Source organism: Pseudomonas sp. I3-I5, assembly GCF_022699445.1.
GTDB classification, from domain to species: Bacteria; Pseudomonadota; Gammaproteobacteria; order Pseudomonadales; family Pseudomonadaceae; genus Aquipseudomonas; species Aquipseudomonas fulva.
Genome location: NZ_CP093940.1, coordinates 3,236,977 through 3,254,306, shown reverse-complemented (window position 1 = coordinate 3,254,306; position 17,330 = coordinate 3,236,977). Strand labels below are relative to the sequence as shown.

The window sequence follows — 17,330 nt, the reverse complement described above, 5'->3', positions numbered from 1 at the left end:
GGCGGCGAACCACGTATGATGCGCGGCCTTTTGGCGCGTTCGTTGCCAGAAACCTGTTTTCATTCCTACACCGGGAGGTGCCCAGATGAGTGAGCAAGACCTGCAAGATACCCAGATCACCCCACCTGTTGGCGAGAAGCTGCAGAAAGTCCTCGCGCGTATTGGCGTGGGCTCGCGCCGTGACGTCGAGGCCTGGATCAGCCAGGGCCGCATCAAGGTCAACGGCGTTGCAGCCACCCTTGGCCAGCGAGTCGACCTGCATGACGCCATTGCCGTCGACGGCAAGCTGATCAAGCGTGAAGAAGCGGCCGAGGCGACGCGCCGGGTGATCATGTACAACAAGCCCGATGGCGAGATCTGCACCCGCGATGACCCGGAAGGTCGCCCGACCGTGTTCGATCGCCTGCCGCGTCCCAAGGAAGGTCGCTGGATCAACATCGGCCGTCTGGACATCAACACCACCGGTTTGCTGCTGTTCACCACCGACGGTGAGCTGGCCAACCGCCTGATGCACCCGTCCTACGAAATGGACCGCGAATATGCCGTGCGCGTACGTGGGGAAGTGGATGACGAGATGCTCGAGCGCCTGAAGGCGGGTGTCATGCTCGAAGACGGCCCCGCCAAGTTTACCGACATCCAGAAGGCACCAGGCGGCGAAGGCTTCAACCACTGGTACCACTGCGTGGTGATGGAAGGCCGCAACCGTGAGGTGCGTCGCCTGTGGGAGTCGCAGGGCATGGTGGTCAGCCGCCTGAAGCGTGTGCGCTTTGGCCCGGTGTTCCTCAACTCGGATTTGCCCATGGGCCGCTGGCGGGAAATGACCCAGGGTGAAATCGACATCCTGGCGGCCGAGGTGGGCTTGCAGCCCGTGGCGTTGCCGGCCTTGAAGCTCAAGGCCAAGGACAAGATGGAGCGTCTGCAGCGCAAATCGTCCCGCCCCCTGGGTCGTGGTGAGCGCGTGCGCAGCCTGCGCCCGGCCCAGGACGGCGCAGCGGCCGGCGAGCGTCCAGCACGCCCGGCGCGCGAAGAATCGCCGCGCAAAGGCAACCGTGGCAGCGCAGTGGCCGAGCGCCCGAGCGAAATGCGCAAGCGCCCGGCCAAGCCCGAGGGTGACAAGCCTGCAGGCCGTGGTCGCGGCAAGCCACGCGGCTGAGGCATTCGGAGCCATTGTTGGCCCTTGCTTAATTACCGACGCTGAACACATTGGGGCTGCTACGCAGCCCATTGCCCGCAAGCCGTCTTCTGCAAAAGGCGAATATCTCGCGCTGAGCAGGAGCCAGTGGCCAACGATGGGGCGCGAAGCGGCCCCAATGTGCAGCCCGCTAAATGATGCATGCCTTGCCAGATGCACCCTGCCAGAGGGTGCGAGTGTGCTGATCTGACTCAACTCATGGTCGGCCGTAACCCATTGGGCGCAAAGCCATTTCGTTAGTCTGGCAACTTATATTTCCAGTTTGTAAGGTTTTGTTTACAAGCCTTGGCTGATTCTCGCAGCAAATCAGAAAAAGTCCCCGTCCGTAAAGAAAGCTTGCCGAAGCCCCTCTCTCCGGTTGCCTCCTCGGCCCTTCACCTCCCTTGCCTAAACCCCCGCTCCACGGTGTTATAGCCCTCATTGCCCCGTGCAACAGCCCGCCGCAGAGCCGGTTGATAAAACAACAAATGGAGGCGCCATGTACGCCGATCAACTCGCCCACAAAGGCCATTACCTCAGGAACGCTGCGTTTTTTCCGCCGGAAACCACGCAACGCGTTGACGCCTGCGCGCTTGCAGGGTTATACAGTGCGCCGCGTTTTACCTGTGACCCCCTTGCGTACCGCGCACTCCTGACCCCGCCCGGTTGACTCGACCGCGCAGCTGTACCTTCAGGAAACAAGGTGACCACCTTGCCCATTCCGCTGCGCCACGAGCGCGGTGGGTCCGATTCCGTCACAGATAAAAACAATGCAGGTGACTTCGTTCATGAGTGGACACGACAAGCATTCAGGCGAGCTCAAGCGGGGCCTGAAGAACCGCCATATTCAGTTGATCGCCCTGGGAGGCGCCATCGGTACCGGCCTGTTCCTGGGTTCGGCGGGCGTGATGAAATCCGCCGGCCCGTCGATGATCCTGGGCTACGCGATCTGTGGTTTCATCGCTTTCATGATCATGCGCCAGCTCGGCGAAATGATCGTCGAGGAGCCCGTGGCCGGCTCGTTCAGCCACTTCGCCCATACCTACTGGGGTGGCTTCCCCGGCTTCCTGTCGGGCTGGAACTGCTGGGTGCTGTACATCCTGGTGGGCATGTCCGAATTGTCCGCCGTGGGCAAGTACGTGCACTACTGGTGGCCGGAAATCCCTACCTGGGTAACAGCCGCTGCGTTCTTCGTGCTGATCAACGCCATCAACCTGATGAACGTGAAGTTCTTCGGCGAAGCTGAGTTCTGGTTTGCCATCATCAAGGTGGTGGCCATTGTCAGCATGATTGGCCTGGGTGCCTACCTGCTGACCAGCGGCAGTGGCGGGCCTGACGCGACCGTGGCCAACCTGTGGTCGCACGGTGGCTTCTTCCCCCATGGGGTCAGTGGCCTGGTGATGGCCCTGGCGTTCATCATGTTCTCGTTCGGGGGGCTGGAGATGCTCGGCTTTACGGCCGCAGAGGCCGACAAGCCCAAGACCGTGATCCCCAAGGCCATCAACCAGGTCATCTACCGCATCCTGATCTTCTACGTCGGTGCCTTGGTGATCCTGCTGTCGCTCACGCCGTGGGACACCTTGGTCGCCAGCATCGATGCCTCCGGCGGCAGCTACGGCAGCAGCCCGTTCGTGCAGGTGTTCTCGTTGCTGGGCAGCGATGTGGCCGCCAACCTGCTGAACTTCGTGGTCCTGACCGCGGCCTTGTCGGTGTACAACAGCGGTACCTATTGCAATGCCCGCATGCTGCTGGGCATGGCCGAGCAGGGCGATGCGCCGGCTGCCTTGGCCAAGGTCGACAAGCGTGGCGTACCGGTGCGTTCGATTCTGGTGTCCGCGGCCGTGACCCTGATCGCCGTGCTGCTCAACTACCTGATGCCTTCCAGCGCGCTGGAGCTGCTGATGTCGCTGGTCGTGGCTACCCTGGTGATCAACTGGGCCATGATCAGCTACTCGCACCTCAAGTTCCGTCAGCACCTCAACCGCACGGGTCAGAAACCCCTGTTCAAGGCGCTGTGGTACCCCTACGGCAACTACGTGGTGCTGGCCTTCGTGGTCTTGATCCTGGGCATCATGCTGCAGATTCCGGGTATCCAGGTGTCCGTCTACGCCATCCCGGTCTGGTTGCTCTGCATGTTCGTAGCTTATGTCATCAAGTCACGGCGTAAGGGCGTCATCACTGAAGCCGTTGGCAGCGCCGCCAAATAAGCGTCGTACAGTCGCCTGTAAAACCCGAAGCGTCGACCGCTTCGGGTTTTCTTTTCTGCGCGTCAGATCTGTTCCAGCAGCCACGCCCTGAATGCCCGTAGCGAAGGTAGCGCTTCGTTGCGCGGCGGATAGATCAGGTAATAGCTGCGTTGACTGGCGAATGCCAGGCCTGGGCTGTACAGCGCCCCTTTGGCCAGCTCGTCTTCCACGAGCACGCGGGGCACCAGGCCCACACCAATCCCCGCCTGCACGGCCTGAATCAAGTGCGAGGTCAACTCGAAGCTTGGCCCCAGGCGCATGCTTCGGTGGGGCAGGCCATGGTGCGAGAACCATTCACCCCAGGCATGGGGGTTGTTGGCCACGTTCAACAGTAACTGCTCGCTGATGCGGGTGGGGCTCCAGTGCGGTTGTTCGTTTGCGGCCTGGGCCGGAAGGATCACCAGCAGTTCCTCGGCATGCAGGCGGTGGCTGATCAGCCCTGGCAGGTCACCGCTGGCCACGCCAATGGCTGCATCGATCTCGCTGGTGTCGAAGTCGATGGCTTCGATACGCGAATGCAAGTGCACAAGCATGCCAGGGTGCGCCTTGTAGAAGTCGTTCAGGCGCGGCAACAGCCATTTGGAGCCAAAGGTGGGCAAGGTGGCCAGGCGCAAAGTGCCGACCCCGGACTGATAGGCCAGCGCCTGTAGGGTCGCGCCCCGAATGCGGCCCAGTGCTTCGCTGAGCTCGCGTTGGTACAGGCGGCCGACGTCCGTCAACCGTACCTGGCGACCCTCGCGGCGAAACAGGGTCAGACCCAACTGCTGTTCCAGCGCCTGAACTTGCCGGCTGACCGCGCTCTGGGTCAGCGACAGTTCAGTGGCCGCGCGGGTGTAGCTCTGGTGCCGGGCGGCCGCCTCGAAGGCCAGCAGCAGAGACATGGACGGGGTTAGGTGGCGGTAATTCATTCATGAAAGTCATCGATAACGGCAGGATTATCCGTTTGCCCCTGGCGCAAAACTACAGGAACATTGCCACATTCGTCACTGTTGCCGGCGCCACCCATGCCGCCACGACATCTTTTCCGTGAACCAGCCCTATTCCGAGGCCGTCCTTCGATGATCGCCCAGCTGCCTACCGTTGCACCTGACGCCGACTACCCGGCATTCCTCAAAGCCCTGCATGACAGTGGCTTTCGTGGCCAGATCAGCGCCGACTACGGTACCCGAACCGTCCTGGCCACCGACAATTCCATCTATCAGCGTCTGCCGCAGGCTGCGGTGTTTCCACTGGACGCCGATGATGTGGCGCGCGTCGCCACGCTGATGGGCGAGTCGCGCTTCCAGGCGATCAAGCTGACCCCGCGCGGTGGCGGCACAGGCACCAATGGCCAGTCGTTGACCGATGGCGTGGTCGTGGATTTGTCGCGGCACATGAACGGCATCCTCGAAATCAATGCCGAGCAGCGTTGGGTGCGGGTGCAGGCCGGTGTGGTCAAGGATCAGCTCAACGCCGCCCTCAAGCCCCATGGCTTGTTCTTCGCGCCTGAACTGTCCACTTCGAACCGCGCGACCGTGGGTGGCATGATCAACACCGACGCCAGCGGGCAGGGCAGTTGCACCTATGGCAAAACGCGCGACCATGTGCTTGAGCTGCACAGCATCCTGCTCGGGGGTGAGCGCCTGCACAGCCTGCCGCTTGACGAAGACGCGTTGCAGGCAGCGTGTACGGCGCCCGGTCGCGTGGGTCAGGTGTACCGCACGGCCCTGGATATCTGGGACACCCAGGCTGAACTCATCCGCACCACCTTTCCCCCGCTCAATCGCTGCCTGACCGGCTACGACCTGGCGCACCTGCGAGACGAGCAAGGCCGCTTCAACCTCAACAGCGTACTGTGCGGCGCCGAAGGGTCGCTGGGGTATGTGGTCGAGGCCAAGCTCAACGTGCTGCCGATTCCCAAGTATGCTGCCCTGGTGAACGTACGGTACGCCAGCTTCATGGATGCGCTGCGCGATGCCAATGCCTTGATGGCGCAGCGGCCATTGTCCATCGAGACCGTCGATTCCAAAGTGCTTGGGCTGGCGATGAAGGACATTGTCTGGCACAGCGTCGCCGAGTATTTCCCGGCCGACCCCGAGCGCCCCACGCTGGGCATCAACCTGGTCGAGTTCTGCGGTGATGACCCCGTCGAGGTCAACGCAAAGGTCCAGGCCTTCATCGATCACCTGCGTGTCGACACCAGCGTCGAGCGCCTTGGCCATACGCTGGCCGAGGGGGCTGAGGCGGTGACCCGCGTCTACGCCATGCGCAAGCGCTCGGTTGGCCTGCTGGGCAACGTCGAAGGCGAAGTGCGGCCGCAGCCGTTCGTCGAGGACACGGCGGTGCCACCGGAAAAACTTGCCGACTACATCGCCGAGTTCCGTGCCTTGCTCGACGGCTACGGGTTGGCGTACGGCATGTTCGGGCACGTCGATGCCGGGGTTCTGCATGTGCGCCCTGCGCTGGACATGAAGGACCCGGCCCAGGCGGCCTTGGTCAAGCCTGTCTCCGATGCAGTAGCTGCCTTGACCCGTCGCTACGGCGGTCTGTTGTGGGGCGAGCACGGCAAGGGCCTGCGCTCGGAGTACGTGCCCGAGTACTTTGGCGAGCTGTACCCGGCACTGCAGCGCCTCAAAGGCGCGTTCGATCCGCACAACCAGCTCAACCCCGGCAAGATCTGCACGCCGCTCGGGGCCAGCGAGGGCCTGACCAAGGTCGATGGCGTGACCTTGCGCGGCGAGCTGGATCGCACCATCGATGAGCGGGTCTGGCAGGCCTATGGCAGCGCCGTGCATTGCAACGGCAACGGTGCCTGCTACAACTACGACCCGAACGACGCCATGTGCCCGTCGTGGAAGGCGACCCGTGAACGTCGGCACTCGCCCAAGGGGCGGGCTTCGCTCATGCGCGAATGGTTGCGTCTGCAAGGCGAGGCGGGGGTCGATGTACTGGAGGTGGCGCGCAAGCCGGTGTCCTGGGTCAAAGGGCTGCCAGCGCGGTTGCGCAACGAGCGGGCGCGGCGCCAGGGGCAGGAAGATTTTTCCCATGAAGTCTATGACGCCATGGCTGGCTGCCTGGCGTGCAAATCCTGCGCAGGACAATGCCCGATCAAAGTCAACGTACCTGACTTCCGCTCGCGCTTTCTCGAGCTGTACCACACCCGTTACCAGCGCCCCTTGCGCGACTACCTGATCGGGTCGTTGGAATTCACCATCCCGTACCTGGCCCATGCGCCTGGTCTGTACAACGCGGTGATGGGCTCGAAATGGGTCAGCCGTCTGCTGGCCGAGCAGGTGGGCATGGTCGATAGCCCGTTGATCAGCCGGTTCAACTTCCAGGCGACCCTGACGCGCTGTGGCGTGGGCGTGGCCACTGTGCCGGCGCTACGCGAACTGACGCCCACCCAGCGCGAGCGCAGCATCGTGCTGGTGCAGGATGCATTCACCCGCTACTTTGAGACGCCGTTGCTGTCGGCATTCATCGACCTGGCGCATCGCCTGGGCCACAAGGTTTTCCTGGCACCGTACAGTGCCAATGGCAAGCCGCTGCATGTTCAGGGCTTTCTGGGTGCCTTCGCCAAGGCCGCCGTGCGCAACGCCACCCAGCTCAAGGCGCTGGCCGACTGCGGGGTGCCGTTGGTCGGGCTGGATCCGGCCATGACCCTCGTCTATCGCCAGGAATACCCGAAAGTGCCCGGGCTCGAAGGGTGCCCCACCGTGCTGTTGCCTCAGGAGTGGCTGCTGAGCGCGTTGCCCGAGCAAGCGGCAGGGAGCACGTCCACCTTCCGCCTGTTGGCCCATTGCACCGAGAAGACCAACGCCCCTGCCAGCACCCGGCAGTGGGAGCAGGTGTTCGAACGCATGGGGCTCAAGCTGATCACCGAGGCCACCGGGTGCTGCGGCATGTCGGGTACCTATGGGCACGAGGCGCGCAATCAGCAGACCTCGAAGGACATCTTCGAGCAGTCGTGGGCGCTGAAACTGGATAAGGAAGGGGAGCCTTTGGCGACCGGCTATTCCTGCCGCAGTCAGGTCAAGCGCATGGCCGGGCGGCCGATGCGTCATCCATTGGAAGTGGTGTTGCAGTTCGCCAGGCGCTGAAGGGAGAATTGCTCGACCGAGCGGTGTGAAAACGTGCTGAAGCGTCAGGTGTCGATCAGCCGTTTTCACACAGCCAGTGCGCGCGGTCTAGTCCTGATCGGCGCTGGTCTGATCGTCACCTTCCTGCTCGCGGGCAGGTGCCGAGTCGGCATGGGCGGTAACGGTGGGCTCTTCTGGGTTCAGGCTTGGGAAGGGAAGATTCGGGATCTCGTGCATCTCGTCGTTCCTCGCAAGTGTGAGTGAAAAGGCTGCGCCAGGCGCGTGTGAAGCTTCAAGAAGCTGGGGCAGGATACACAAGTCTGGATGACAGTTTGGCTTTTTCCTACGCCCGGCCCCCGCAGCGGGTCGATCAAGGCGCCTCATGCCGCAGGCTCAAGGCTGCTCTGGCGGCATAAAAAAGGCGTGACCGGCGGCCACGCCCGTGTGAGCCCCGAGACTGAAGCCTTGGGCAGTTTACTTGCGCCCTTCGGCCGTCTCGGCCACTTTGTCGGTGCGTGCGCACATGATGAAGTCGTTACGGTGCAGGCCTTTGATCGAGTGGCTCCACCAGGTAACGGTCACCTTGCCCCACTCGGTCAGCAGCCCTGGGTGATGGCCTTCGGCCTCGGCAATTTCCCCGACGGCATTGGTGAACGCCAGGGCATGCTTGAAATTCTTGAACAAAAATACGCGCTCAAGCTCCATGTGCCCGTCACGCACTTCGATGTTCCAGTCCGGTATTTCGCGAATCAGCTCGGCAAGCTCCTGCTCGCTGACTTTCGGTGCATCGGCGCGGCAGGCTTCGCAGTGGGCTTGGTTCAAGGCATTCATACGTTCTTATCCATGTGGCGTTGTGAGTGGCAAGCAGCGGTCAAGCGGCAACCTTGGGTGGAAACTTCGGCGCGTGCAACCCCAGCTGTTGGGCTTGCGCGACCATGCCCATGATGTCTTCATGAGCCAGGTCGAACAGGCGCTTGAGCTCTGGCAGTATGAAGTACACCGGCTGCAGGATGTCGATCCGGTAAGGGGTGCGCATGGCCTCGATGGGGTCGAAGGCCTGGTGCTCCGGTTCGCCGGACAGGCTGTAGACCGTCTCTTTGGGCGAGGACAAAATGCCGCCGCCGTAGATCTTGCGGCCGTTGGGTGTGTCCATCAGGCCGAATTCGATGGTCATCCAGTACAGGCGCGCCAGGTAAACACGCTGTTCTTTCGTGGCGGCCAAGCCCAGCTTGCCGTAGGTATGAGTGAATTCGGCGAACCAGGGGTTGGTCAGCAGCGGGCAGTGGCCGAAGATTTCGTGGAAGATGTCTGGTTCCTGGAGGTAGTCCAGTTCTTCGGGTGTGCGAATGAATGTCGCCACCGGGAAGCGCTTGCTGGCGAGCAGCTCGAAGAACGTCTGGAACGGAATCAATGCCGGAACCCGAGCGACCTGCCAGCCGGTGGTTGCCCCTAGCACCTTGTTGATCTCGCCCAGCTGCGGAATGCGGTCATGAGGGAGCTTCAACTGCTCGATACCGTCGAGGTATTCCTGACAGGCACGCCCTTCGATCACCTTCAGTTGGCGGGTGATCAACGTGTTCCACACGCCATGCTCCTGCTGCGGGTAATCGATGAAGCCCTGGGCATCCGGCTCGCGGGCCACGTACTGGGTGTGCTTCATGAAGGTCTCCTGGTCGGCTCTTGTCGTTATGTACAGGTAGGCATCAGAAATAACCCTTTATTGCTCGGTGCACACCTACTTATGCAAGGGCTAGAGCGCAGGCAAACACGCTATCTTGTAAGGATAATTTTACAAATCCGCTATTTTGTCCCAACATCAAGCGCCTGCGATGATCGTTAGCGGTCATTTCGTCAGCATTTCTTTACAAGTTTTCCGCTCAGACGGGAAGTTTTTGCCAGGCGTACCCTCTATGCGTATCAAAGTGCACTGCCAGAACCGTATCGGTATTCTGCGCGACATCCTCAACCTGCTGGTCGAATACGGCATCAACGTATTGCGGGGCGAAGTGGGTGGGGACCATGGCAACGCCATCTACCTGCACTGCCCGAACCTCATCAACCTTCAGTTCCAGGCCCTGCGCCCCAAGTTCGAGGCCATTACGGGCGTGTTCGGCGTCAAACGCGTGGGGCTGATGCCTAGCGAGCGCCGGCACATGGAGCTCAATGCCCTGTTAGGGGCGCTGGAGTTTCCCGTGCTCTCGATCGACATGGGTGGCAGCATTGTGGCGGCGAACCGATCGGCGGCCCAATTGCTGGGGGTGCGAGTCGACGAAGTGCCCGGCCTGCCTCTGGCTCGCTACGTGGACGACTTCGACCTGCCGGAACTGGTGCGTAGCAACAAGTCGCGTATCAACGGCCTGCGGGTACAGGTCAGGGGCCATGTGTTCCTGGCCGACATCGCGCCGCTGCAATCGGAGCATGACGACAGCGAAGCGTTGGGTGGCGCCGTGCTCACCTTGCACCGTGCCGATCGCATCGGTGAGCGTATCTACAATGTGCGCAAGCAGGAGTTGCGGGGGTTCGACAGCATTTTCCAGAGTTCACGTCTGATGGCTGCCGTTGTCCGTGAAGCCAGGCGAATGGCGCCGCTGGATGCACCGCTGTTGATCGAGGGGGAGACCGGCACCGGCAAGGAGCTTCTGGCCAGGGCGTGCCACCTGGCCAGCCCGCGTGGACAATCACCGCTGATGGCGCTCAACTGCGCCGGCTTGCCTGAGTCGATGGCCGAGACAGAGCTGTTCGGCTACGGGCCGGGCGCCTTCGAGGGCGCCCGCGCCGAAGGCAAGCTGGGGCTGCTGGAGCTGACGGCCGGCGGCACGCTGTTTCTCGATGGCGTGGCTGAAATGAGCCCGCGGCTTCAGGTGAAGTTGCTGCGGTTCTTGCAAGACGGATGTTTTCGGCGTGTGGGCAGCGACGAGGAGGTCTATCTGGATGTGCGGGTGATCTGCGCCACGCAGGTGGACCTGTCCGAGCTTTGTGCCCGGGGCGAGTTCCGGCAGGACCTGTACCACCGGCTCAATGTGCTGTCATTGCACATTCCGCCCTTGCGCGAGTGCATGGATGGGCTTGATGGGCTGGTGCAGTATTTTCTCGATCAGGCCAGTCGGCAGATCGGATGCGCCATGCCTCGCCTGGCGCCGGGGGCGATGCAAAAGTTGGCCAGCTATGAGTGGCCGGGTAACGTTCGACAGTTGGAAAACGTGGTGTTCCAGGCTGTGTCGTTATGTGAAAACGGTGTGGTCAAGACTGAACATGTGCGATTGCCCGATTATGGCGTGCGACAGCCCTTAGGTGATTTTTCACTGGACGGTGGATTGTCCGATATTGTCGGGCGTTTTGAAAAAGCCGTATTGGAAAGTTTGCTCAAGGAGTTTCCAAGCAGCCGAGCATTGGGCAAGCGCTTGGGTGTATCGCACACGACCATTGCCAATAAGTTGAAAGATTATTCACTGGGCAAATCGGCAGGGCACTGAGTGGGCGGTGCTAAGTGTAGGGGGCCTGTTGCTTCTAACTTTTGAGTGTTACTTGTGTGCAGACGGCCGCGAAGGGGGTCATTCGGCCCCCTTGGTCGCCGCGCTGTCAGCCGTTTGAGCAGCCATTGCCCATCACGCGGTATTCCAGCACGTGGGTATGGCCTTGCGAGTCGGCGTAGGTCATGCGAGCAGGCACTACGCCGCAGACATTGGGGATTTCACTCATGGAAATGACGTGGTCGATGTCCAGGTGTTGCGAGTAACTGTACTGTTCAACCGGTGCCTGTTCGGCGGCCTGGGCTTCGTCGGCCATGGCCGTCCCGCACAGACTGCCCAGCAGTACTACCATTAAAGCTTTCATGTTTAATCTGCCTGTTTAAAGTCGTCAGGGTGCGCGCAGTGCGTCAGGCACTACGACAACCGTCAAGGTATTGATCACGTTTGCAGAAAATTGACAGTTGCCTTCGTGGGGGCGGTTACAGGTTGTCAATCTTCTTGCCGTTGCTGGCGAGATCAATTCTAGAACTGTGGCCCAGGCTGAAACAGTGGGGCTTTTGATAAAGTCTGTTGGTGAAATTGGTAACAATCTGCGAGGCCTTTAACCTGGCAGGCAGCAAAATGCCCGCGCCTGAGCGGTTGCGACCTGATCGACTGGCAAATTACTACCAACGTCGAATGGCGGTTATCGCTCTGGTACAGTTACATCGGTCCCATACAAAAACAACTATTACACCGAGGTAAACACGATGAGTGCGGCTCCACTGTATCCCGTTCGTCCCGAGATCGCGGCCACTACCCTGACAGACGAGGCCACCTACAAGGCCATGTACCAGCAGTCGGTGATCAACCCGGACGGCTTCTGGCGTGAGCAGGCCCAGCGCATTGACTGGATCAAGCCCTTCACCAAGGTCAAGCAGACCTCCTTCGATGACCACCATGTGGACATCAAATGGTTTGCCGACGGCACTCTGAACGTTTCCTCCAACTGCCTGGACCGCCATCTGGAAGAGCGTGGCGATCAACTGGCCATCATTTGGGAAGGCGACGACCCCTCCGAACACCGCAACATCACCTACCGCGAACTGCATGAGCAGGTGTGCAAGTTCGCCAACGCCTTGCGTGGGCAGGACGTGCACCGCGGCGATGTGGTCACCATCTACATGCCGATGATCCCAGAGGCTGTGGTCGCCATGCTGGCCTGCGCCCGTATCGGTGCAATCCATTCAGTCGTATTCGGTGGGTTCTCGCCCGAGGCCCTGGCAGGGCGCATCATCGATTGCAAGTCCAAGGTGGTGATCACGGCGGACGAAGGCGTGCGCGGCGGTCGCCGTACACCGCTCAAGGCCAACGTCGACCTGGCGCTGACCAACCCTGAAACCAGCAGCGTGCAGAAGATCATCGTCTGCAAGCGCACCGGCGGCGACATCGCCTGGCACCAGCACCGCGACATCTGGTACGAAGACCTGATGAAAGTGGCCTCCAGCCATTGCGCGCCGAAGGAAATGGGGGCTGAGGAAGCCCTGTTCATCCTCTATACCTCCGGCTCGACCGGCAAGCCCAAGGGCGTGCTGCACACCACCGGTGGCTACCTGGTGTACGCGGCGCTGACCCATGAGCGCGTGTTCGACTACCGCCCGGGCGAGGTGTACTGGTGCACCGCCGACGTCGGTTGGGTCACGGGCCACAGCTACATCGTCTACGGCCCGCTCGCCAACGGTGCCACCACCGTGTTGTTCGAAGGTGTGCCGAACTACCCGGACATCACCCGCGTGTCCAAGATCGTCGACAAGCACAAAGTCAACATCCTCTACACCGCACCCACCGCCATCCGCGCCATGATGGCCGAAGGGCAGGCGGCGGTGGACGGTGCCGACGGTTCCAGCCTGCGCCTGCTGGGCTCTGTGGGCGAGCCGATCAACCCCGAAGCCTGGAACTGGTACTACAAGACCGTGGGCAAGGAGCGTTGCCCGGTCGTCGACACCTGGTGGCAGACCGAAACCGGCGGCATCCTCATCAGCCCGTTGCCAGGGGCGACGGCGCTCAAGCCAGGCTCGGCCACGCGCCCGTTCTTTGGCGTGGTGCCGGCCCTGGTGGACAACCTGGGCAACCTGATCGAAGGCGCGACCGAGGGCAACCTGGTGATCCTCGATTCATGGCCAGGCCAGTCGCGCTCGCTGTACGGTGACCACGACCGGTTCGTCGATACCTACTTCAAGACCTTCCGGGGCATGTACTTCACCGGTGACGGCGCGCGCCGCGACGAGGACGGCTACTACTGGATCACCGGTCGCGTGGATGACGTGCTGAACGTCTCGGGCCACCGCATGGGCACCGCCGAGATCGAAAGTGCCATGGTGGCGCATGCGAAGGTGGCCGAGGCCGCGGTGGTGGGCGTGCCGCACGACATCAAGGGCCAGGGTATCTACGTCTACGTCACCCTCAATGCCGGCGTCGAGCCAAGCGAGCAACTGCGCCTTGAACTGAAGAACTGGGTGCGCAAGGAAATCGGCCCGATCGCTTCGCCGGATGTGATCCAGTGGGCGCCAGGGTTGCCAAAGACCCGTTCGGGCAAGATCATGCGCCGCATCCTGCGCAAGATCGCAACCGCCGAGTATGACGCACTGGGGGATATCTCGACCTTGGCAGACCCAGGTGTCGTGCAGCACCTGATCGACACGCACAAGGCCATGAGCTTGGCCACGGCTTGACGGCACCGCGCGCGGCCCGAGATCCAAGCTTGATGGCCAGGTAATTTGGGTCGCGCCGGCAGTACGCCAGCGTCCAACATCGGCCCCGCCGGGTGAACCGGCGGGGTTTTTGCTTTAATAGACGGCTGAATCTGCTACCCGACAGTGATCGGTTACTTTTCTGTCACCGGCAATGCGCTATAGCGGGGCGCCTGGAAACACTTCGCGCTGTTTGAGGGCATTTGGGCTGTCATGTGTGCCGGTCTATCACGCTACACTTGCCGTCCCACAAGGGTTTGCCAATAATAGGCCCAGGATTTGCTAGATTCATGGGTTCAATTTCTTGCGCTTTTGCATATTCTGCATTGGCTGTCAACATCGCCCGTAGCGGTTTCAAGCGCTTCTGTAAGTAGTTGTCGCTTTGAAGAAATTTCGACTACCGGGCTGTCGTTAAAATGCCATTCACTCGCTCGTGGTCTGCGACCTTGGTCGAACCCTGCGCGGCTCGCGTTGTAACCATTCGCATATCGGGCAGCTGTTACCTGCCTTGTATTGCCCCGTACCGATGGAGTTACCTGATGAAGAAGCTCGCACTGCTTGGCGCCCTGGCGCTGTCCGTGTTTTCCCTGGTATCGCAGGCCGATGAAAAACCGCTGAAAATCGGTATCGAAGCGGCTTACCCTCCCTTCGCTTTCAAGCAGCCCGATGGCAGCATCGCCGGCTTCGACTACGACATCGGCAATGCCCTGTGCGAAGAGATGAAAGCCAAGTGCACCTGGGTCGAGCAGGAGTTCGACGGCCTGATTCCTGCGCTCAAGGTGCGCAAGATCGACGCCATCCTGTCTTCGATGTCCATCACCGAGGACCGCAAGAAGTCGGTGGACTTCACCAAGCGTTACTACCTCACCCCGGCGCGTCTGGTCATGAAGGAGGGTACCGCGGTTACCGACAGCCTCGATGAGCTCAAGGGCAAGAAGATTGGCGTGCAGCGTGGCTCGATCCACGATCGCTTCGCCAAGGAAGTGCTCGCGCCCAAAGGGGCCACCGTGGTGCCCTACGGCACCCAGAACGAAATCTACCTCGACGTGGCGGCTGGCCGCCTGGACGGCACCGTGGCCGATGCCACCCTTTTGGAAGATGGCTTCCTCAAGACCGATGCCGGCAAGGGCTTCGCGTTTGTCGGTCCGGCCTTCACCGACGTGAAGTACTTCGGTGACGGCGTCGGCATTGCCGTGCGCAAGGGTGACAAGGCCAACGTCGATCGTATCAATGCGGCCATCGATGCCATCCGTGCCAACGGCAAGTACAAAGAGATCGAGAAGAAATACTTCAACTTCGACATCTACGGCCCAGACGCGAACTGAGTCAGCCGTCAACCGCTGTGCAATGGTGCAAACAGCAGGAGCGCTGAGGTTTGCACCATTTTTCATTCTCTAGGTCGAGGACCTCAACATGTTGAAAGGCTACGGGGCAGTCATCCTCGATGGGGCGTGGCTGACGCTACAGCTCGCCCTTTCGTCGATGGCCCTGGCCATCGTGCTCGGCCTGATCGGCGTGGCACTGCGCTTGTCGCCGGTGCGCTGGCTGGCCTGGCTGGGCGACCTGTATTCCACGGTCATTCGCGGCATACCGGATCTGGTACTGATCCTGCTGATCTTCTATGGCGGGCAGGACATCATCAATCGCGTGGCGCCGCTGGTGGGCTACGACGACTACATCGACCTGAACCCGCTGCTGGCAGGTATCGGGACGTTGGGCTTCATTTTCGGCGCCTACCTCTCGGAAACGTTCCGGGGTGCATTCCTGGGCATTCCAAAAGGCCAGGCCGAGGCGGGTGTCGCCTACGGCATGAATGCCCGGCAGGTGTTCTTCCGCATCCAGGTGCCGCAAATGATTCGCCTGGCGATTCCAGGCTTTACCAACAACTGGCTGGTGCTGACCAAGGCCACGGCGTTGATTTCGGTGGTCGGCCTGCAGGACATGATGTTCAAGGCCAAGCAGGCGGCCGATGCCACCCGTGAACCCTTCACCTTCTTCCTGGCAGTGGCCGCCTTGTACCTGGTGCTGACCAGTGTCTCGCTGCTGGCGCTGAAGTATCTGGAGCGCCGCTACTCGGTGGGTGTCAAGGTGACCGAACTATGATCTTCGACTACAACGTGGTCTGGGAAGCGTTGCCGATGTATTTCGACGGCCTGCTCACCACCCTCAAGCTGCTGGCGGTCTCGTTGTTCTTCGGCTTGCTGGCGGCCATTCCGCTAGGCTTGATGCGCGTGTCGAAGCGCCCGTGGGTCAACCTGCCGGCCTGGCTGTACACCTACGTCATTCGTGGCACGCCCATGCTGGTGCAGCTGTTCCTGATCTACTACGGCCTGGCCCAGTTCGAAGCCGTGCGGGCCAGCGTGTTCTGGCCCTTGCTGTCCAGCGCGACCTTCTGCGCGTGCCTGGCCTTCGCCATCAACACCAGTGCCTACACCGCCGAGATCGTTGCCGGCAGCCTCAAGGCCACGCCCCACGGCGAGATCGAGGCGGCCAAGGCCATGGGCATGTCGCGCATGAAGATGTACCGACGCATCCTGCTGCCGTCTGCGCTGCGCCGTGCGCTGCCGCAATACAGCAATGAAGTGATCATGATGCTGCAAACCACCAGCCTGGCATCGATCGTGACCCTGATCGACATCACAGGTGCCGCGCGCACGGTCAATGCTCAGTACTACCTGCCTTTCGAGGCCTACATCACGGCGGGCGTGTTCTACCTGTGCCTGACCTTCATCCTGGTGCGCCTGTTCAAGATGGCCGAACGCCGCTGGCTCGGCTACCTGGCGCCGCGCAAGCACTGACCGCTCTGTGAGAATCGACAGCATGTACAAACTCCAAGTCCAAGACCTGCACAAGCGCTACGGCAGCCACGAGGTCCTCAAGGGTGTTTCTCTGGCGGCCAAGGCAGGCGATGTCATCAGCATCATCGGCTCCAGTGGCTCGGGCAAGTCCACCTTCCTGCGCTGCATCAATCTGCTGGAGCAGCCCCATGCGGGCAAGATACTGCTCAATAACGAAGAGCTGAAACTGACCCCCGGCAAGGATGGCGCACTCAAGGCAGCCGATGCGCGCCAGCTGCAAAGCATGCGCTCGCGCCTGGCGATGGTGTTCCAGCATTTCAACCTGTGGTCGCACATGACGGCGCTGGAGAACATCATCGAGGCGCCAGTGCACGTGCTGGGGGTCAGCCGCAAGGAGGCGCTTGAGAAGGCCGAGCACTACCTTGAGAAGGTCGGGGTCGCTCACCGCAAGGATGCCTTCCCAGGCCACATGTCCGGTGGCGAACAGCAGCGGGTGGCCATTGCACGGGCGCTGGCCGTTGAACCTGAGGTCATGCTGTTCGACGAACCGACCTCGGCCCTGGACCCTGAGCTGGTCGGCGATGTGCTCAAGGTGATGCAGGCATTGGCCCAGGAAGGCCGGACCATGGTGGTGGTAACCCACGAAATGGGCTTTGCCCGCGAGGTGTCGAACCAGTTGGTGTTCCTGCACAAGGGCCTGGTCGAGGAGACCGGCTGCCCACGCGAGGTGCTGGCCAACCCGCGTTCGGAACGCCTGAAGCAGTTCCTGTCCGGCAGCCTGAAGTAAAAGCTGCTTTTTTGCACCACGATAGGGCATGCTGCGTGTCACGCGCAGCCTGACCCGGCGCATCGAATCGA

General features: G+C 61.4%; 14 protein-coding genes. 9 read left to right on the top strand and 5 right to left on the bottom strand.

The window, feature by feature from the left end; translation table 11 throughout:
• Positions 1–85: 85 nt before the first annotated feature.
• Both rluB and MOP87_RS14420 read left to right on the top strand, forming a co-directional pair.
• Positions 86–1,153: a 23S rRNA pseudouridine(2605) synthase RluB gene (gene rluB / locus MOP87_RS14425; protein WP_196129510.1), complete on the top strand. Its 1,068-nt coding sequence runs from the start codon at positions 86–88 to the stop codon at positions 1,151–1,153.
• Positions 1,154–1,959: 806 nt separating this feature from the next.
• Positions 1,960–3,378 carry an amino acid permease gene (locus tag MOP87_RS14420; protein ID WP_027915907.1) on the top strand — a complete coding sequence of 473 codons (1,419 nt, stop codon included), beginning with the start codon at positions 1,960–1,962 and terminating at the stop codon, positions 3,376–3,378.
• Positions 3,379–3,440: 62 nt separating this feature from the next.
• Here MOP87_RS14420 and MOP87_RS14415 read toward each other — a convergent pair whose 3' ends face one another.
• Entirely contained in the window at positions 3,441–4,325 is an 885-nt protein-coding gene (locus tag MOP87_RS14415) for a LysR substrate-binding domain-containing protein (RefSeq protein ID WP_027915908.1), read from the bottom strand.
• Between the two features lie 150 nt (positions 4,326–4,475).
• On the opposite strand from MOP87_RS14415, the gene MOP87_RS14410 reads away from it, so the two are divergent.
• The gene (locus MOP87_RS14410; RefSeq protein ID WP_242809717.1) at positions 4,476–7,496 is read left to right on the top strand and encodes an FAD-binding and (Fe-S)-binding domain-containing protein; all 3,021 of its coding nucleotides are present in this window, start codon (positions 4,476–4,478) and stop codon (positions 7,494–7,496) included.
• 87 nt (positions 7,497–7,583) lie between these two features.
• Here the strand turns inward: MOP87_RS14410 and MOP87_RS21760 are convergent, their stop codons facing one another.
• The 3 genes from MOP87_RS21760 to phhA form a co-directional block, all read right to left on the bottom strand.
• A complete protein-coding gene (locus MOP87_RS21760; RefSeq protein ID WP_255212317.1) occupies positions 7,584–7,712 on the bottom strand; it encodes a hypothetical protein in 129 nt (42 codons plus the stop codon).
• 237 nt (positions 7,713–7,949) lie between these two features.
• Positions 7,950–8,306, bottom strand: coding sequence for a 4a-hydroxytetrahydrobiopterin dehydratase (locus MOP87_RS14405; protein ID WP_023533765.1), 357 nt, complete (start codon positions 8,304–8,306; stop codon positions 7,950–7,952).
• Between the two features lie 40 nt (positions 8,307–8,346).
• Positions 8,347–9,135, bottom strand: a complete 789-nt coding sequence (gene phhA / locus MOP87_RS14400; RefSeq protein WP_027915910.1) for a phenylalanine 4-monooxygenase — start codon at positions 9,133–9,135, stop codon at positions 8,347–8,349.
• 250 nt (positions 9,136–9,385) lie between these two features.
• Here phhA and MOP87_RS14395 point away from each other — a divergent pair, with 250 nt between their 5' ends.
• Entirely contained in the window at positions 9,386–10,948 is a 1,563-nt protein-coding gene (locus MOP87_RS14395) for a sigma-54-dependent transcriptional regulator (protein WP_242809716.1), read from the top strand.
• Positions 10,949–11,054: 106 nt separating this feature from the next.
• Here the strand turns inward: MOP87_RS14395 and MOP87_RS14390 are convergent, their stop codons facing one another.
• Complete coding sequence (locus MOP87_RS14390) at positions 11,055–11,309, bottom strand: DUF2790 domain-containing protein (protein ID WP_027915912.1); 255 nt, start codon at positions 11,307–11,309, stop codon at positions 11,055–11,057.
• A gap of 385 nt (positions 11,310–11,694) precedes the next feature.
• Between MOP87_RS14390 and acs the strand changes: the two genes are divergently transcribed.
• The 5 genes from acs (at position 11,695) to MOP87_RS14365 (ending at position 17,259) form a co-directional block, all read left to right on the top strand.
• The gene (gene acs / locus MOP87_RS14385) at positions 11,695–13,656 is read left to right on the top strand and encodes an acetate--CoA ligase (protein WP_023533744.1); all 1,962 of its coding nucleotides are present in this window, start codon (positions 11,695–11,697) and stop codon (positions 13,654–13,656) included.
• 557 nt (positions 13,657–14,213) lie between these two features.
• Positions 14,214–14,999, top strand: coding sequence for an ABC transporter substrate-binding protein (locus MOP87_RS14380; protein WP_027915913.1), 786 nt, complete (start codon positions 14,214–14,216; stop codon positions 14,997–14,999).
• Between the two features lie 88 nt (positions 15,000–15,087).
• Complete coding sequence (locus MOP87_RS14375) at positions 15,088–15,777, top strand: ABC transporter permease (RefSeq protein WP_023533806.1); 690 nt, start codon at positions 15,088–15,090, stop codon at positions 15,775–15,777.
• The gene (locus MOP87_RS14370) at positions 15,774–16,472 is read left to right on the top strand and encodes an ABC transporter permease (protein WP_023533799.1); all 699 of its coding nucleotides are present in this window, start codon (positions 15,774–15,776) and stop codon (positions 16,470–16,472) included. The genes MOP87_RS14375 and MOP87_RS14370 overlap by 4 nt, the downstream gene beginning before the upstream one ends.
• Before the next feature lie 22 nt (positions 16,473–16,494).
• Positions 16,495–17,259, top strand: a complete 765-nt coding sequence (locus MOP87_RS14365) for an ATP-binding cassette domain-containing protein (protein WP_197874272.1) — start codon at positions 16,495–16,497, stop codon at positions 17,257–17,259.
• Positions 17,260–17,330 lie beyond the last annotated feature (71 nt).

Coding starts and splice junctions, on each gene's coding strand:
- rluB (WP_196129510.1), top strand. CDS start 86: ATGAGTGAGCAAGACCTGCAAGATACCCAGATCACCCCACCTGTTGGC.
- MOP87_RS14420 (WP_027915907.1), top strand. CDS start 1,960: ATGAGTGGACACGACAAGCATTCAGGCGAGCTCAAGCGGGGCCTGAAG.
- MOP87_RS14415 (WP_027915908.1), bottom strand. CDS start 4,325: ATGAATTACCGCCACCTAACCCCGTCCATGTCTCTGCTGCTGGCCTTC.
- MOP87_RS14410 (WP_242809717.1), top strand. CDS start 4,476: ATGATCGCCCAGCTGCCTACCGTTGCACCTGACGCCGACTACCCGGCA.
- MOP87_RS21760 (WP_255212317.1), bottom strand. CDS start 7,712: ATGCACGAGATCCCGAATCTTCCCTTCCCAAGCCTGAACCCAGAAGAG.
- MOP87_RS14405 (WP_023533765.1), bottom strand. CDS start 8,306: ATGAATGCCTTGAACCAAGCCCACTGCGAAGCCTGCCGCGCCGATGCA.
- phhA (WP_027915910.1), bottom strand. CDS start 9,135: ATGAAGCACACCCAGTACGTGGCCCGCGAGCCGGATGCCCAGGGCTTC.
- MOP87_RS14395 (WP_242809716.1), top strand. CDS start 9,386: ATGCGTATCAAAGTGCACTGCCAGAACCGTATCGGTATTCTGCGCGAC.
- MOP87_RS14390 (WP_027915912.1), bottom strand. CDS start 11,309: ATGAAAGCTTTAATGGTAGTACTGCTGGGCAGTCTGTGCGGGACGGCC.
- acs (WP_023533744.1), top strand. CDS start 11,695: ATGAGTGCGGCTCCACTGTATCCCGTTCGTCCCGAGATCGCGGCCACT.
- MOP87_RS14380 (WP_027915913.1), top strand. CDS start 14,214: ATGAAGAAGCTCGCACTGCTTGGCGCCCTGGCGCTGTCCGTGTTTTCC.
- MOP87_RS14375 (WP_023533806.1), top strand. CDS start 15,088: ATGTTGAAAGGCTACGGGGCAGTCATCCTCGATGGGGCGTGGCTGACG.
- MOP87_RS14370 (WP_023533799.1), top strand. CDS start 15,774: ATGATCTTCGACTACAACGTGGTCTGGGAAGCGTTGCCGATGTATTTC.
- MOP87_RS14365 (WP_197874272.1), top strand. CDS start 16,495: ATGTACAAACTCCAAGTCCAAGACCTGCACAAGCGCTACGGCAGCCAC.